The sequence below is a fragment of the Synechococcus sp. A15-44 genome, assembly GCF_014280115.1.
Classification (GTDB): Bacteria; Cyanobacteriota; Cyanobacteriia; order PCC-6307; family Cyanobiaceae; genus Parasynechococcus.
Map to the genome: position 1 here is coordinate 2587840 of NZ_CP047938.1, position 16628 is coordinate 2604467.

Below are 16628 nucleotides of genomic sequence, written 5' to 3' on the forward strand. Positions count from 1 at the left end.
ACCTCATCTGTGCCATCCCTGAGCGAATCCAAGCAACGACGCCACCTCCTGGGCTCCAGCCGGAGCATCAGGAGGTTGTTGGAACGCCGCTGGCTGGTGGTGGTCTTGGCTCTGGCGCTCACGGGCCTTGGGGCTGCCATCACCGGCCTGCTGTTCACCAGCGGCATCAACCTGCTGCGGGATTGGCGGCTCGACCTGCTCGATGAATTTCCAGCCTGGGTGGTACTCCCCACCCTCGGTGCCATCGGCGGCATGGTCTCAGCCTGGTTGATCACCAACCTGTCTCCGGCCGCTGGCGGAGCCGGGATCACCCACATCATGGGCTTCCTGCGCCACCGATCGGTTCCGATGGGGCTTCGGGTAGGGCTGGTGAAACTGGTGGCCGGCATCATTGCCATCGGCTCGGGTTTCCCCCTGGGCCCGGAAGGCCCCGCCGTTCAGATGGGCGGCTCCGTGGCCTGGCAGATGTCCCGCTGGCTGCGGGCACCGGTGGCCTTTCGCCGGGTGATTGTGGCCGCCGGTGGTGGTGCCGGTATTGCCGCCGTGTTCAGTGCTCCCATCGGTGGATTCATCTACGCGATCGAGGAGCTACTCCACTCCGCCAGGCCCGTGGTGCTGCTGCTGGTGATCATCACCACCTTCTCGGCCGACACCCTGGCGGATGTGCTCGGCTTTCTCGGCCTCAACCCCGGGGGCGGTGGGCTCAACAGCACCATCGGGTTTCAACTGGAACGGGAGTACACCCCCCTGGTGCGCTTCCTGCCGGTGGATCTGCTGTATCTGGTTGCTCTCGGTGTAGTGATCGGTGTCCTGGCGGAGCTCTACACCCGCTACGTGCTCACCATGCAGCGGCAGGGCAACCGTTGGTTCGGAGACCGACTGATCCTGCGCATGACCGTGAGCGGGCTCGTGCTGGGCTGCGTCTATGCAGCCCTGCCGGATGCCTTCCATAACCCCAGCGAACTGAAGCACCTGATTGGAGCCGGCAAGGCCGATATCAGCTTGGCCCTCGCCAGCTTTGTGGTGCTTTTCTTCAGCACCGGACTGGCGGCGGGCTCAGGAGCGCCAGGGGGACTGTTCATGCCGATGCTGACCCTGGGAGGGGCCATTGGCCTGGCCGGTGGATCTGGCGTTGAGGCCCTGACCGGGCATGTGCCCACCACGTATGTGTTCGCGGGCATGGGCGCCTTCGTTGCCGGCTGTTCGCGCACACCGATTTCAGCGATGTTCCTGGCCTTTGCCCTCACCAAGGATCTGCTAATCCTCAAGCCGATCATGGTGGCCTGCCTCACCAGCTTCGTGATCGCCCGACTGTTCCATCCCCACTCGATCTACGAACGTCAAATGGGCATGGAACTGGATTCAGAAGGCCGGATGCAACAGCGCTTGAACCGTCACCGGCGAAGTTTTGCAGCACCGGCGCTGCCAAAAGGCCCTGAAAAAGAGCGTCTCTAAAGCAGGGTATTTCTTCTGAAACCAGCCTTCGACTGGGCCGTCTTGCATTCGAGCCACCAATGCAGGCCGCGCCAAACGCCAGACAAGCCCCCAAAAGGGCAAGCGCAAAAGAATGCAAAAGCACCTAACATTCCTACAGAAAACGAAACGCAACAAGACTCTCACATACAAATAACGAAACAATCCCATAATGAACCATAACCTCAATTAAAACTAAGAAAACTCTTAGTTTTTGCAGCGATTCCCGTTGGAATATAGGGTGTTAACAGATTCACTGCAGGACAAAGCCATGGCAGCCTCCGACCAATGGCTCAGCGCTGACTTCCTGCTGCTCAAAAAAACAAGACTTTCAAGCCGATCAGACAGCGAATACATATACAACCCACTCAAACAAAATAAAAATCAGGTCACTACAGACACTCAGTCAATCCACATAAGATCAAATAACAATAAAATAAATGAATCTGCTTATTCCAGCGAATTTGTTCTCTCAGCACTGAACGAAAGAAGCAAGAGAGAGGATTTGAGTGGAGCATTTACCTCCGGCGAGCAGCTGCTCAGTACAGAAGATGCATACGCTCATTTCAAGGAATTACCAACGAATCAGCAAAACTCAACATCCATCACCATCCAGGCAGCACCAAATGATGATAATTACTATAAGCAATGGGGCCTAAAAAATACAACTTATGGAAGCAAGGCAGAAGCTGCATGGGACTCAGGAGTCACTGGCTCACTTGCAAACGTTATCGGGGTAGTAGACACCGGAATAGATTACAAACACCCAGACCTTTATCTGAACATCTGGCTAAACCCGGGCGAAGTCCCAAATGGCGTAATTGACATCAATAATGATGGATTGATTACATTTTTCGACCTTAATGACAGCAGCAATTCTGCCTTCGCCTGGGATTTTGACCAAGCAGGAGATTACGGCTATGGCTACGTGGATGCTGGAGACTTATTTCAAAACGATATCTGGATTGACGGATTTGACAACGAGAACAATGGCTATATCGATGATTTAATCGGATGGGATTTCTACAACGACGACAACGACCCATTTGATGATGATTCGCACGGCACCCATGTGGCCGGAACCATTGGCGCGCTTTCAAACAATCAGACGGGCGTAGCAGGCGTCAACTGGGACATTCAATTAACAGCTCTCAAATTTCTTGGCCCCAATGGAGGCTATACATCCGACGCCGTCAGAGCCGTTGATTATTTCACCGACGTCGCCACAAGATACGATTCATTAATCACCAATAATGGCAATGCTCGCTATTTAGCAACCAACAACTCTTGGGGAGGAGGTGGCTTCAATTCTAGCCTTTCTTCAGCCATACAAGCAGGTGCAGATCAAGGAATTATTTTTGTAGCTGCGGCTGGCAATGATGAGAACAATAACGATAATATCTCAAGCTATCCATCTAATTACGAAGCAGTTCACAACAGTATTGATCATGTTGTTGCAGTCGCATCAATCGATCAAAATGGGAGTCCATCCTGGTTCACAAACTATGGACCGGATTTCAATGTAGATATAGCAGCGCCAGGTGGAAACATTGAATCAACTGTTCCATATAACGGATATGACTCATACTGGGGAACCTCGATGGCTGCTCCGCATGTATCCGGAGCACTGGGACTTCTAGCAAGCAAAAATCCAACAGCTTCAAGCTCGGAACTGATCCAAGCACTTTATACAGGTGCCGACCAAAATATTAACTTACTAGGCACATCAGTCGATGGAAAACTATTAAATATAGCGAGCTCTCTAAACGAGCTGGATGGCCCTGATCCCAACCCAACTCCGACGCTCTCCATATCTGCTGAAAGTCCATATCAACAATTTGAAGGTGATCAAGACACCATCACAAACTTCATTTTCACTGTCACAAGGCAGGGTGATGATCTCTCAAAAGACAGCACCGTTCAATGGTCGATCCCTGGTAGCTCAACGACTGGTGAAGCCACTGCGGATGACTTCATAGCAACAGGAGGTTCACTCCTTTTCACCAATGGTGAAAGCTCCAAAACCATCACCGTTGAAGTCAAAGGGGATGCAGTTGAGGAACTTGATGAAACCTTCTCAGTTCTTCTTTCGTCGCCTACCAATGCAACCATTGGTACAGAATCAGCTTCGGCAGTAATCCTCAACGACGATATTACTCCTGGTCCAATCGAGACACCTCTATTCACAGAGAACTTCGAAACAGGCGATTACTACAACAACTGGATACAAGATTCTCAAAACGATTGGCGCATAAGTAGCGCAAGGTCCATCGGTAACTGGGCAGCTGAAATCGATGGACGAGCCAACAATGCATGGATGGAATTAAGCGATTCACTGAATATCACTTCTTTCGATGATGTTCGGGTCGACATCCAATGGCTGATTGAAACCAGCTTTGACAATGATGAATTTCTAGCCATTGATGCCTCAATCAACGATGGAGACTGGATAGAAATTGACCGACTATCCGGAGCAAACGGCACAGGCGGTGACGAACAATCGGGCAACCCCTTCCAAGAGGGTTCGTATTTGCTGGGCGATTTAATTGCTGATTACTCGACCGCAAACCAAAGAAACCTCAAGATAAGACTCAGGGGTACAGCCAGCTCCTCCAGTGAAGATGCTTACTTTGATGATGTAATTATCACAGGATTAAACCAAAATTCAGGAACTCCACCTCCAATTCTCTCCATATCTGCTGAAAGTCCATATCAACAATTTGAAGGTGATCAAGGCGCCAACACAAACTTCATCTTCACTGTCACAAGGCAGGGTGATGATCTCTCGAACGAGAGCACCGTTCAATGGTCGATCCCTGATGGCTCAACGACTGGTGAAGCCACTGCGGATGACTTCATAGCAACAGGAGGTTCACTCCTTTTCACCAATGGTGAAAGCTCCAAAACCATCACCGTTGAAGTCAAAGGGGATGCAGTTGAGGAACTTGATGAAACCTTCTCAGTTCTTCTTTCGTCGCCTACCAATGCAACCATTGGTACAGAATCAGCTTCGGCAGTAATCCTCAACGACGATATTGCTCCTGGTCCAATCGAGACACCTCTATTCACAGAGAACTTCGAAACAGGCGATTACTACAACAACTGGATACAAGATTCTCAAAACGATTGGCGCATAAGTAGCGCAAGGTCCATCGGTAACTGGGCAGCTGAAATCGATGGACGAGCCAACAATGCATGGATGGAATTAAGCGATTCACTGAATATCACTTCTTTCGATGATGTTCGGGTCGACATCCAATGGCTGATTGAAACCAGCTTTGACAATGGTGAATTTCTAGCCATTGATGCCTCAATCAACGATGGAGACTGGATAGAAATTGACCGACTATCCGGAGCAAGAGGCACAGGAGGAGACGAGCAATCTGGCAACCCTTTCCAAGATGGTTCATTTTTCCTGGGTGATTTGATCGCTGATTATTCCAATGCGCCCAATAGAAATCTCAAAATAAGGCTTAGAGGCACAGCTAGTAGCTCCAGAGAAGATGCTTATTTTGATGATTTCGTTATTACCGGCTTGACTCACAGCGACAGCACAAACTTTGCTCCAACTAAAAACCACAATGAATCTTATTTTTTAGAACCCTTCGAGCTGCCGCCTGACCCAATCGCCTGAGAGTCAGCCTCTAAAATTTGTTTGGCTTTATCAATGTCGGAATCTGAATCAAGAAATCCTGCTATTTGATCCAGCGACGCCCGAGCCGGGCGCACTGCGCACGGTGCTGGCTTTCCCCAGCACTTACACCGTGGGCATCACCAGCCTTGGTTATCAGATCGTCTGGTCCACTCTGGCGATGCGGTCCGATGTTGACGTACGCCGGCTGTTCACTGATCAGGGAGATCCCCCCCACCGGCACTGCGACCTGTTTGGGCTATCTCTGAGCTGGGAACTCGACGGACCAGTCCTGCTCGATCTGCTGGAGCAACAGCGAATCCCGATCTGGAGCCACGCGCGCACCGACGACCATCCGATCGTTTTTGGTGGCGGACCTGTTCTCACTGCTAATCCTGAGCCCCTTGCACCGTTTTTTGATGTGGTGCTACTAGGCGATGGCGAAGACCTGCTGCCTGCCTTTATCGATGCCCTCCAGCGCTTGAAGGGCCACCCCCGAGCCGAACAACTGCAGCATCTGGCCAGAGTTCCGGGGATCTACGTGCCAGAGCTCCATGCACCCCGTTATGCAGCGGATGGCACCCTGCTGGGCGTGGCACCAGTGGATGCAACTCTTCCAGAACGGGTGGCCAAACAGACATGGCGCGGCAACAGCCTCAGCCACTCGACGGTGATCACGCCGGAAGCGGCCTGGCCCGACATCCACATGGTGGAAGTGGTGCGCAGCTGCCCGGAACTGTGCCGCTTCTGTCTGGCCAGCTATCTGACCCTGCCGTTCCGGACACCATCGTTGAATGACGGGCTGATTCCGGCAGTGGAAAAGGGACTGAAAGCCACCAAACGCCTTGGGCTGCTGGGAGCGTCCGTGACCCAGCACCCCCAGTTCAGCGAACTGCTCCAGTGGCTGGCCCAAGACCGCTTTGATGACCTACGCGTCAGCGTCAGTTCCGTGCGGGCCGCAACCGTTACTCCAAAACTGGCGGCTGTATTGGCAGGACGAGGCAGCAAATCCCTAACCATCGCGATCGAGAGCGGCAGCGAACGGATGCGCCGCGTGGTGAACAAAAAACTCGGCGGTGAGGAAATCGAAGCCGCCGCCCGCCATGCCAAGCAAGGCGGATTGAAGGCCCTGAAGCTTTACGGAATGGTGGGACTCCCCTGCGAAGACAACGACGATGTGGAAAGCACCGCAGCGCTGCTGCTGAGCCTCAAGAAAGGCACCCCTGGACTGCGCTTCACCCTGGGCGTAAGCACTTTCGTGCCCAAGGCCCATACTCCCTTCCAATGGCAGGGGGTCCGCCCTGAGGCGGAAAAACGCCTGAAACTGCTGGCGAAACGCCTCAAACCCAAGGGCATTGATCTGCGTCCGGAAAGCTATGGCTGGAGCGTGATCCAGGCCCTGCTCTCCCGCAGCGACAGACGCCTGGCGCCCGTGATCGCAGCAGTACGCGGCTCTCAAGAAAGCCTTGGTGGTTGGAAAAAGGCCTACCGAGCCGCCCTCGCAGGTGAACTCCCTAAAGCCCGCAGCGCGGGCGTTGTCTTACCACTCCCCCCCAGTTGGCAAAGCGTGGTGCACGACGAGTGGGGCTCAGGCACGGTCTTGCCCTGGGGCCATCTCGATGGCCCCTTGAGTCAGGAGAAGCTACGGGAGCATCACCAACAGGCTCTCAGCCTGAGTTGACCACTGCCGTCTCGGTCTGGCGAATCCGACTGCGCAGTCCGGCCAGCAGGATCCAACCGGCAATGTTCAAGCGGCTGTCAAAGAAAGGGATGTCGGTGCCATGAAGCACCACCAGCACCAGCACCGCAGCCCACCAAGCACGATCAAACAAATCCATGCGGCTGCACCGCAAGGAGACGATTAACAACATCAGCACCAAAACCACCAGCGCAAGCGCCGCCGGCACCCCGCTGCTAACCGCCAGCTCCAAAGGCAAATTGTGCGAGTGGCCATGCCATTTGCCCATGCGCAAGGGGTAGAGCACGGAAAAAGCCGCAGCACCCCAACCGAGCCATGGCCGTTCAGCAATCAGCTGCAAAGCCACACCCCACTGACTAAGACGGGTAGATGCCAGGACACGCTCCCCCGCGTAGCGGCTGTCGCTGAGCCGAGACCACACCGACTCAGGCACCAAAGCCCGGGCAGGGTCCTGGAGAAGTTCCGGAACACCGGGCAACACCGCCAGCAGAACAGGGATCAATCCAAGCGCCAACAGGGGCAACAACCAGGACCAACTCACCGGCCCAAGCACCAGTGGCACCGCCAGCACCAAGGCGCCCCAGCCGTTACGGGACTCCGTGAGCACGAGTGCTGACACCAAGGCAGCAGCCAGGATCAGCACCACACTTCGACGATTGCGATCGAGTCCTGGTTGCACCAGGGCCGCCAGCATCAACGGCCACACCAGCGCCAACCAGGCCGCGGCGATGTTGGCGTAATCGAACAAACCCGACAGCCGGCCCTCGGGCTCACCTCCAGGAGCCATAAACCAGATCACCAGGCCCCCCAGTGACTGCCAGGGACCCTGCCAACCCAACCACAACTGACCCAGACCAGTCACCACCACAGGCACCGTGCCCGCCACCATCCAGAGCGCCGCTCGGCGGCGCGCCCCCGCCTCCGCTACATAGGGCTGGAACCCCCAAAATCCCCAAAAGAAAGGCAGCCAATTGGCAAGACCGGCCCAAGCCAGATCAGCACGCACGGCGCTGAAACAGCCGAGCAACATGAGCGCGCCAGCCACCAGGAGCGGCCAGTTCCAGCGGTCGCGCCAGTAGGCACATTCACGACGGAGGCTGCCAAAGACCAAGGCCGGCACAAACAACAGGCTGGCCAGCAACACCGACGAGGGAAGCAACAGCAATCCGAGCTGAAACAAGCACCAACCCCAAGGGGAAGCGGCGGCCGGACAGTCGCCCCTCAGCCATGCGCACAGACATGCCGTCATGCAAACACCGCCGTGCGGCCGCGATAGACCATCACCTGACGGCGCAGATGCAAGCGAAGGGCCCGCGCCAAGGCGAGGCGTTCCGTGTCACGGCCCTTGCGAATCAGATCCTCCACTTCGTCCCGATGGCTGACGGAAACGGTGGTTTGCTCAATGATCGGGCCGTCATCCAGATCTTCGGTGACGTAGTGGGCCGTTGCACCGATGAGCTTGACCCCACGGTCCCAGGCCCGGTGGTAGGGCTGAGCGCCCTTGAACGCAGGCAGAAAGGAATGGTGAATGTTGATCACCTGGGGGAAACGCTCGAGGAAGTCACTGCTCAGCACCTGCATGTATTTGGCCAGCACCGCAAGTTCAACCTCGTTCTGTTCAAGCAGCTCCAGAATCCGGTGCTCAGCATCCGCCTTGGTGTCCCGACTGACCGGAACACAAACGAAAGGGACATCAAACGACGCACACAGGGGTTCCAGATCCGGATGGTTGGCGATCACGAGGGGAACCTGCATCGGCAGCTCCCCGCTTTGAACCCGCCAGAGCAAGTCCTGCAGGCAGTGGCTCTGCTTGCTGGCGAAGATCGCCACACGGGGGAATTCATCTGAGAAGTGGAGCTGCGCTTCCCCACCCAGCCGCTGTCCCAGGGCCTGAGCCGCTTCGGGAAGCACATCCCGGGGTATGCCGAATCCCTGGAGCTGCCACTCAATCCGGCTGAGAAACAACCCTGCTCCCGCGTCCGTGTGGTGATCGGCATGACGAATGCTGCCGCCATTGGCTGCCACCCAACCCGCCAGTTCGCTGACCAGGCCCGGACGATCAGGGCAGATCATCTGGAGGATGACCGTGGCGTCACTCACAACAACGCTTTGAAAAACAAAATTCTCCCGCGCAGGAGGGGCTGGTTAAAGTCGCAGGGAAATTTTCGATCACCATGCTGAAGGCTCTGAGCCGCCTTGCCGCGTTCTGCCTCTGCGTCGCTTTGAGCCTGGGTCTGATGGCCCCGGCTGCTGCCAGTGCTGCCGGCATCAGTCCTGACGACCTGGGCGTGATCCGCCGCCAGGCGGCAGCCTTTGAAGACGCAAAGTCCCGTCTGCCTGATCTGGCACGGCTGGTGAGTGAAAAGGATTGGGTGTTCACCCGCAACCTTCTGCATGGCCCCATGCAGGAAGTGAGCCGGGAAATGCTTTACATCAATCAGCGCCTCGACAAGAGCGAGCGAAAGGAAGCCACCAAGGTGGCCCGCTCCTTGAAAGAAGCTCTGGCTGATCTGGATGAAGCAGCACGCCTGCAGGACTTCAGCCGTCTGCAGAAGTCCTACAGCGCCGTGGCTGCCGGATTTGATGCCTACAGCGATCTGATCCCCGCTGAGGCCTTCAACTGAGCCGCTCCATTGGAGTGATTGGTGCCGGGGCCATCGGCCTCGGCACCGCTTGGCATCTGGCCCAGCAAGGGCACGATGTTTCTGTTTACGACCCTCGCCTGAACCAGTCCGTTGATCGCGAGGGATCAGCAAACGATTTGAGTGGAACATCGGCATCTCTCGGGGTGCTGATGGGCCACGTGTTTCGCCGCAGCAGCGGGCGGGGCTGGAGGCTGCGCCGCCGGAGCATGGAGCTCTGGCCGCAATGGATCGAAACGCTGCAGGCTCACCAGCCTGACCTCAGGCTCCATCCGGGCCTGCTGCAAATCGCCCAGGACGAACGAGCGGCTGAGCGGATGGAAGCGCTGGCCGCCCAGCGCGTTGACCTGGGCCTGCAGATGGTCACCAACGCCGACCTGGCAGAGGTCTGGCCGACGGCCAGGCACGGTGGCCTGCACTCGCGCCACGACGGTCGTGTGGATCCACTGCTGCTGCAACGGGCCCTGCGACAGGCGCTGGCAGAGCAAAGCGTGGAGCTGAATGCCACGGCGGTGGTCCATCTGGACCGCAACGACAACCAATGGCGTGTGCATCGCGCCGATGGAAACAGCTCCATTCACAACCTTGTGGTGCTCTGCACAGCCCTGAGCTCGGACGTCTTGCTGGAACCGCTGGGCCAGGCCCGACAGATGACACCCGTGTTGGGCCAAGCCCTGTCACTGGAACTGACAACGGGTCCGACAACCTGGAGCCATTGGCCCTCGGTGCTTGTGGATCAGGGCTTCAACCTGATTCCCACCGCACCAGGACGGTTGCTGCTCGGGGCCACCGTGGAACCGGGCGATCGTGCTTCGGAGGATCCGCTGACCCTGATGCGCCACCTGAATGAGCGGGCACCGGAGTGGCTGCGCTCAGCCACGGTGGTTGGCCATTGGAGTGGCCTGCGAGCCCGGCCCGTGGATCGCCCCGCACCTCTGTTGGAGGAGCTGGAACCTGGATTGATCCTGGCGAGTGGGCACTACCGCAACGGCGTTCTGCTCACGCCTGGCACCGCCGAGTGGGTCGCCGCTGAACTCGAGCAGAGATCACTTGAGCAGGCATAAAAAAAGGGCCCCGTAGGGCCCTGAGGCGTTGCTGAATCAACCGATCACTTGGTCTCGGTGAACTCCGCGTCGATGACGTCGTCGCTGGCATCGCCACCACCGGCATTGGCACCGGCACCAGCATCAGCGCCAGGCGCGCCAGCACCAGCTGCAGCCCCTTCTTGCTGATAGACGGAAGCACCCACGGTGTAGAGCTCCTGCTGCAGTTCCTCCAGCAGGGTCTTCATCGCGTCGTAGTCGTCCTTCTCGGTGGCTTCCTTGAGCTTGAGACGCTTCTCTTCCAGCTTGGCCTTGGCGTCGGCATCAACCTTGTCGCCCAGTTCGCCCATCTGCTTTTCAGCCTGGTAGACGAGGGTTTCAGCCTGGTTCTTGAGGTCGATCTTTTCGCGCTTCTCCTTGTCAGCGCTGGCGTTGGCTTCGGCGTCCTTCACCATCTTGTCGACCTCGGAATCCGAGAGGGTCGACGCGCCGGTGATCGAGATGGACTGCTCCTTGCCGCTGCCCTTGTCCTTGGCGGTGACGCTGAGGATGCCGTTGGCGTCGATGTCGAAGGTCACCTCGATCTGAGGCACGCCACGGGGAGCCGGGGGGATGCCATCGAGACGGAAGGTTCCAAGCGACTTGTTGTCGGACGCCATCTCGCGCTCACCTTGGAGCACGTGGATTTCCACATTGGTCTGACCATCCACAGCCGTGGAGTAGGTCTCGGTCTTCTTGGTGGGAACCGTGGTGTTGCGGGTGATCATCTTGGTCATCACACCGCCGAGGGTTTCCACACCCAGGGAGAGGGGCGTGACGTCAAGCAGAAGGATGTCCTTCACCTCGCCAGCCAGCACACCGCCCTGAATGGCAGCACCCACAGCCACCACCTCGTCGGGGTTCACCGTCTGGTTGGGGTCTTTTCCGGTGATGCGCTTCACCAGTTCGAGCACGGCCGGGATGCGGGTGGAACCACCCACCATCACGATCTCGTCCAGCTCGCCGGAGGAGAGCTTGGCGTCCTTGAGCGCCTGCTCCACAGGCATGGCGCAGCGGTCAATCAGCTTGGAAGCGAGTTCCTCAAACTTGGCGCGGGTGAGGGTGAGGTCCAGGTGCTTGGGACCCTCGGGCGTGGCCGTGATGAACGGCAGGTTGATCTCGCTCTGGGTGGCGTTGGACAGCTCAACCTTGGCTTTTTCAGCGGCTTCGGTGAGGCGTTGCAGGGCCTGCTTGTCCTGACGCAGATCGATGCCTTCGTTGGATTTGAAGGTCTCGGCCAGGTGATCAACGATCACCTTGTCGAAGTCGTCACCCCCGAGGTGCGTGTCACCAGCGGTGGACAACACTTCGAACACGCCGTCGCCTACTTCCAGAACGGACACATCGAAGGTGCCGCCGCCCAGGTCGAAGACCAGGATGCGCTCGTTGCTCTTCTTGTCGAGGCCGTAGGCCAGAGCCGCAGCGGTGGGCTCGTTGATGATGCGCAGCACCTCAAGGCCAGCGATCTTGCCGGCGTCCTTGGTGGCCTGGCGCTGGGAGTCGTTGAAGTAGGCGGGAACGGTGATTACCGCTTGGCTTACGGTTTCACCGAGGTACTTACCGGCGTCCTCGGCCAGCTTGCGCAGCACCTGGGCGGAAACCTCTTCAGGCGCGAATTGCTTGTCGAGAACAGGGCACTTCACCTTCACGTTGGAGCCGGCCTTTTCGACGCCGTAGCTCACCTCTTTCGATTCCTCGTTCACCTCATCAACCCGACGGCCGATGAAACGCTTGACGGAATAGAAGGTGTTATCCGGGTTCATCACCGCCTGACGTTTGGCGATCTGACCCACCAGCTGATCCTGGTTCTTGGTGTAAGCAACCACGGAGGGCGTGGTGCGGAAGCCCTCGGCGTTCGCGATAACGGTGGGCTTACCGCCCTCCATCACGGAAACACAGCTGTTCGTGGTGCCAAGGTCAATGCCGACAACCTTGCCCATCGGTGCCCACCTCCAGAAATGGTGATTTGATTGGGCTCATCCTCCACAGCAGACCCGGTGACAGGCGAGGTGTGGTTCCCGAACAGGCAGGCTGGTGGAGCGATCCGGCCCTGGCAATGATCAACGGCGACACCAGCCTTGTGGGCCTGCTTGGCAATCCAGTGCGCCACTCGGTTTCGCCGGTGATGCAGAACGCCGCCATCGAAAGCATGGGGCTCAACTGGCGCTACCTGGCCCTGCCCTGCGAAAACGAAAACCTTGATCAGGTGTTGAACGGTCTCAGGGCCGTTGGCTGCCAGGGCCTCAACGTCACCATCCCCCACAAACAAGCCATCGCCGAGCTCTGCGAGGAGCTGAGCCCACTGGCGAAACGGCTCGGTGCCGTCAACACCCTGATTCCGGGAGCGGGCGGTGGCTGGTTCGGCACCAACACCGATGTGGAGGGCTTTCTGGCACCCCTCGGTACCAACGACACCTGGGCAGGACGCCATGCCGTGGTGATCGGCTGCGGCGGATCAGCTCGAGCCGTGGTCGCCGGTCTGCAGACCCTGAACCTCAGCAGCATCACCGTTGTTGGACGGCGAAGCGAGGCACTGCAAGCCTTCATCACTGATCTGCAGCAGAGCCACGCCCCCCTGACGGCCTGTCTCGACACCGCTGTTCAGCTCAACGAGAGCGTGGCTCAAGCGGCTCTCGTGGTGAATACCACCCCGGTGGGAATGGCCCAGCACGGCGACCCGGAGGCCATGCCATTGGGGGCCGAACTCTGGACAGAGCTCAACACCGAAGCGGTGTTGTACGACCTGATCTACACACCCAGGCCCACCAGCTGGCTTGCAGCTGGGCAACAACGGGGCCACCGCTGCATCGATGGCCTCGAGATGCTGGTTCAGCAGGGCGCTGCCTCGCTGCGGCTCTGGAGTGGACGCGACGACGTTCCTGTCGAGGCGATGCGAAGCGCCGCCGCGACTGCTCTTGCGAACTAAGGTCCCAACAATCCCTAGCTCCACCGTGCAGATTCCCCTCTGGCAGCGGCTGCTCGCACCGCTGGTGTACCTGCTCCCCTGGAGTGACGCCATTCCCTTTGGCCTCGGGGCTGACGGTGTGTTCAACCAGATCCCGTTGCTGAGACTGCTGATCGTTCCCGCGGTACCGCTGATCCAATTGGATCGGGGGGTTCCCTTCGGTGGCCTACTGCTTTTCTTCGTGCTGTTTCTGGCGGTGGTGCGGAATCCGGCCGTTCCCTACTTCATCCGCTTCAACACCCTGCAGGCCCTGCTCACCGACATCGTGATCGTTGTGCTGAGCTTTGCGTTTGGCATCCTTCTCCAACCCATTGCCGGAGGCAGCCTGCTGGTGAGCACCCTGTCCAGCACGATCGTGGTGGCGGTGCTGGCCATTCTTCTGTTTGCCCTGGTGGAGTGCTGGCGCGGGCGCGAACCGGATCTTCCCGGCATCAGCCAGGCCGTACGGATGCAGCTCTACTGAAGTGCTGGGGCAGGCCAGGGGATAAGGTGTTAGATCCGTCGCTCACTCCGGTGAGCCTGATACCCCTTCGGTGCTGCCCATGACGCACGATCCGTATTACGAAACCATGTACATCCTTCGTCCGGACATTCCGGAGGAGGAAGTTGAAAGCCATCTCACCAAGTACCGCGACATGCTCGTGGAAGCTGGTGCCGATGTGCTGGACAACCAGATGCGTGGCAAGCGCCGTCTGGCCTATCCGATTGCAAAGCACAAGGAAGGCATTTACGTGCAACTGAGCCACAACGGCGATGGCCAGCACGTTGCTGTTCTCGAGAAGGCAATGCGCCTCAGTGAGGATGTGATCCGCTATCTGACCGTGAAGCAGGAAGGTCCCCTTCCCGCACCTCGGGTGATGCCGGGCAGCGAAGCTGCTCAACAGCAACAGGCCGAAGCCGCTGCATCAGCTGACTGATCAGCATTGTTGGATTCGTGGGTGGGCGATACCGTCCGCCCATGGATTCGAAACACGACCACCCTCAGCCAACCGAATCTGTTTGGAACGAGCGTCATGGCGACGCTGAAGTGATTCGGTTGCTGAAACAGAGAATTTCCGAGCTCGAGGGCGAGATCGAGTCCTACAACGAGCTTCTGGCCGAACTGCCGGACGTCTTTGAACGCCGTTTCCAACAGCGGCTTGAGCCGTTGATGGAGCGTTATCAACTGCTGGCTGAACAGGTTGATCAAGACCAGATCGAACGGCCTCAACCAGCCCTGCCTGGAAGCTCAGACCCGGACAACGTTGTGCGTTTTCCGGGCCTGAGGCTTCTCAACTTCCTGCAGAAGCGGCAGCGCTCAGCTTGAACGGCGCTGGGATGCTGACCAGAGGCGGGTCGGCAGACCCCAGACGTAGATAAAGCCCTCTGCAGCGCGGTGATCGAACTGGTCCTCACTGCCGTAGGACGCCATTTCGGGGACGTAAAGGCTGCTATCAGCTGAGCCGCGGCCGGTGACCGTGGCCGTTCCTTTGTGCAGCCGGAGACGAACGACACCATTGACGGTGGTCTGGGTGCGGTCCATGAAGCCGTCCAGAGCATCTTTGAGAGGGCCAAACCAAAGGCCCTGATAAACGAGGTCGGCCCACTGCATTTCCAACTGCCGCTTGCTGCGCAGCACATCAGCAGCGAGGGTCAGGCTTTCCAGTTCCTGGTGGGCCTGGATCAACAGCAAAAGGCCGGGCGTTTCGTAGATCTCCCGGGATTTGATCCCCACCACGCGGTTCTCGATCATGTCGAGACGGCCAATGCCATGGGTGCCCGCCAGGCGGTTGGCTTCACGGATCAAGGCCACGGGGTCCAGCTGCTGACCGTTGATCGCCACAGGATTGCCTGCTTCAAAAGCAATCTCGATCTCTTCGGAGGCATCCGGAGCCGCCTCCACCGATCGCGTCATCGCAAACACCTCCTCGGGAGGAGCCACCATCGGGTCTTCAAGGGGTCCGGCCTCAATGCTGCGGCCCAGCAGATTGAGATCGATCGAGTAGGGCGACTTCTTGCTGACCGGTGCGGGCAGACCAAAGCGTTCGCCGTAGGCGATGGTCTCCTCACGGCTCATGCCCCACTCACGAGCTGGGGTGAGCACCTTTAGGTCCGGTGCCAACGCAGCGATGGCCACATCAAAACGCACCTGATCATTGCCCTTGCCTGTGCACCCATGGGCGACAGCATCGGCACCCACTTCCCGGGCCACCTCCACCAGGCGCTTCGCGATCAGAGGCCTCGCCAGGGCCGTGGAGAGGGGGTAACGGCCTTCGTAGAGAGCGTTGGCACGAATCGCCGGAAAGGCGAAATCCTTGATGAAGGGCTCGATCAGATCTCCCACCAGCGACTGACTGGCACCGGCATCCAGCGCTTTCTGACGAATCGGCTCCAGCTCATCGCCCTGGCCGAGATCAGCGGCAAAGGTGATCACATCCTCAACACCCCATTCCTGCTTGAGGTATGGGATGCAGACACTGGTATCAACTCCCCCGGAATAGGCGAGTACCACCTTCTTGGCGCGGCCCATCAATGGGTCTCCTGATCACAATCGTCTGATTCTCTCGTCTCGCCGGCCGCCACCTGTGGAGAAGCCGCAAGCAACCATGCAGCCAACGCCGCAGCCGGGACAAAGACCAGCAGCAGCGCCAGTGTCCAGGAGGTCTGCAACGGTTCAGGCCGCTGCAAACCCCACCAATGCAGACCAGAGCTGATGATCAGGGCCAGACCCCAGAAAAGAACGAGCAGCGCAGATTTGTTCAGTGGGGGATTAAAACAGCACATGGTCTATCTTGGTTGATTGGCCCGCGTCACTCCCTGCATGAGCGCTCTGGTTGATTTAAACGCCCTGGACAGCGTCAACCCGTCCCTCACCCGCTACGGGCGCCGCGACCCTGCACCCGTGCTGCCACTGCGTGAGGAGCCTGACCTTCTATCTTGGCTGGAAACCAGCGGCCGTCTCGTTGCCGACGAAGAATCCGGTTCACCTGAAGTGAGCACCGTCGAAGAGGAGGAACTCTCCGCGCTCATGGGTGAGAAAGAGGATTACAACAAGGATGACGAGCAAAACGAGGAGCAGTGGGAGGACTGACGTCCCCCAAGCACTGACTGGTCGCCACTGAGCGACTCACCTAGGGTCCCAGCGATCAGTCCAGTG

The 16628-nt window shown here is 58.1% G+C and carries 15 protein-coding genes; 10 read left to right on the forward strand and 5 right to left on the reverse strand.

Annotation, left to right across the window (positions count from 1 at the left end; genetic code table 11):
* Positions 1-9 precede the first annotated feature (9 nt).
* The 3 genes from SynA1544_RS14415 to SynA1544_RS14425 all read left to right on the forward strand — a co-directional run bounded on the left by SynA1544_RS14415 (position 10) and on the right by SynA1544_RS14425 (position 6785).
* Positions 10-1455, forward strand: coding sequence for a ClC family H(+)/Cl(-) exchange transporter (locus SynA1544_RS14415; protein WP_186514344.1), 1446 nt, complete (start codon positions 10-12; stop codon positions 1453-1455).
* A 289-nt stretch (positions 1456-1744) separates the two neighbouring features.
* Positions 1745-5107 (forward strand): S8 family serine peptidase, encoded by a 3363-nt coding sequence (locus SynA1544_RS14420; RefSeq protein WP_186514345.1) that lies wholly within the window; start codon positions 1745-1747, stop codon positions 5105-5107.
* Between the two features lie 103 nt (positions 5108-5210).
* The gene (locus SynA1544_RS14425) at positions 5211-6785 is read left to right on the forward strand and encodes a radical SAM protein (protein WP_255477659.1); all 1575 of its coding nucleotides are present in this window, start codon (positions 5211-5213) and stop codon (positions 6783-6785) included.
* Here SynA1544_RS14425 and SynA1544_RS14430 read toward each other — a convergent pair.
* Positions 6772-8052 carry an O-antigen ligase gene (locus tag SynA1544_RS14430; RefSeq protein WP_186514346.1) on the reverse strand — a complete coding sequence of 427 codons (1281 nt, stop codon included), beginning with the start codon at positions 8050-8052 and terminating at the stop codon, positions 6772-6774. The genes SynA1544_RS14425 and SynA1544_RS14430 overlap by 14 nt on opposite strands.
* Positions 8049-8903: a formyltetrahydrofolate deformylase gene (gene purU, locus SynA1544_RS14435; RefSeq protein WP_186514347.1), complete on the reverse strand. Its 855-nt coding sequence runs from the start codon at positions 8901-8903 to the stop codon at positions 8049-8051. The genes SynA1544_RS14430 and purU overlap by 4 nt, the downstream gene beginning before the upstream one ends.
* Before the next feature lie 74 nt (positions 8904-8977).
* Between purU and psbQ the strand changes: the two genes are divergently transcribed.
* Complete coding sequence (gene psbQ / locus SynA1544_RS14440) at positions 8978-9427, forward strand: photosystem II protein PsbQ (protein ID WP_186514348.1); 450 nt, start codon at positions 8978-8980, stop codon at positions 9425-9427.
* Positions 9428-9441: 14 nt separating this feature from the next.
* Positions 9442-10509, forward strand: a complete 1068-nt coding sequence (locus SynA1544_RS14445) for an FAD-binding oxidoreductase (RefSeq protein WP_186514349.1) — start codon at positions 9442-9444, stop codon at positions 10507-10509.
* Between the two features lie 44 nt (positions 10510-10553).
* Here the strand turns inward: SynA1544_RS14445 and dnaK are convergent, their stop codons facing one another.
* Entirely contained in the window at positions 10554-12467 is a 1914-nt protein-coding gene (gene dnaK / locus SynA1544_RS14450) for a molecular chaperone DnaK (RefSeq protein WP_114988798.1), read from the reverse strand.
* 116 nt (positions 12468-12583) lie between these two features.
* On the opposite strand from dnaK, the gene SynA1544_RS14455 reads away from it, so the two are divergent.
* From SynA1544_RS14455 to SynA1544_RS14470, 4 genes are all read left to right on the forward strand, one after another.
* Complete coding sequence (locus SynA1544_RS14455) at positions 12584-13453, forward strand: shikimate dehydrogenase (protein WP_186515611.1); 870 nt, start codon at positions 12584-12586, stop codon at positions 13451-13453.
* Positions 13443-13955, forward strand: coding sequence for a Tic20 family protein (locus SynA1544_RS14460; protein ID WP_186514350.1), 513 nt, complete (start codon positions 13443-13445; stop codon positions 13953-13955). Before SynA1544_RS14455 ends, SynA1544_RS14460 begins: the two co-directional genes overlap by 11 nt.
* Before the next feature lie 79 nt (positions 13956-14034).
* A complete protein-coding gene (gene rpsF, locus SynA1544_RS14465) occupies positions 14035-14409 on the forward strand; it encodes a 30S ribosomal protein S6 (RefSeq protein ID WP_114988800.1) in 375 nt (124 codons plus the stop codon).
* Positions 14410-14450: 41 nt separating this feature from the next.
* Positions 14451-14798: a hypothetical protein gene (locus SynA1544_RS14470; RefSeq protein WP_186514351.1), complete on the forward strand. Its 348-nt coding sequence runs from the start codon at positions 14451-14453 to the stop codon at positions 14796-14798.
* On the opposite strand, the gene SynA1544_RS14475 is transcribed toward SynA1544_RS14470, so the two are convergent.
* Together SynA1544_RS14475 and SynA1544_RS14480 are read right to left on the reverse strand one after the other, a co-directional pair.
* Positions 14790-16001, reverse strand: coding sequence for an argininosuccinate synthase (locus tag SynA1544_RS14475; protein ID WP_114988802.1), 1212 nt, complete (start codon positions 15999-16001; stop codon positions 14790-14792). The genes SynA1544_RS14470 and SynA1544_RS14475 overlap by 9 nt on opposite strands.
* On the reverse strand, positions 16001-16141 hold the full coding sequence (locus SynA1544_RS14480) for a hypothetical protein (protein ID WP_170950881.1): 141 nt from the start codon (positions 16139-16141) through the stop codon (positions 16001-16003). Before SynA1544_RS14480 ends, SynA1544_RS14475 begins: the two co-directional genes overlap by 1 nt.
* Before the next feature lie 151 nt (positions 16142-16292).
* On the opposite strand from SynA1544_RS14480, the gene SynA1544_RS14485 reads away from it, so the two are divergent.
* A complete protein-coding gene (locus tag SynA1544_RS14485) occupies positions 16293-16562 on the forward strand; it encodes a DUF3134 domain-containing protein (protein ID WP_006850710.1) in 270 nt (89 codons plus the stop codon).
* Positions 16563-16628: the final 66 nt, after the last annotated feature.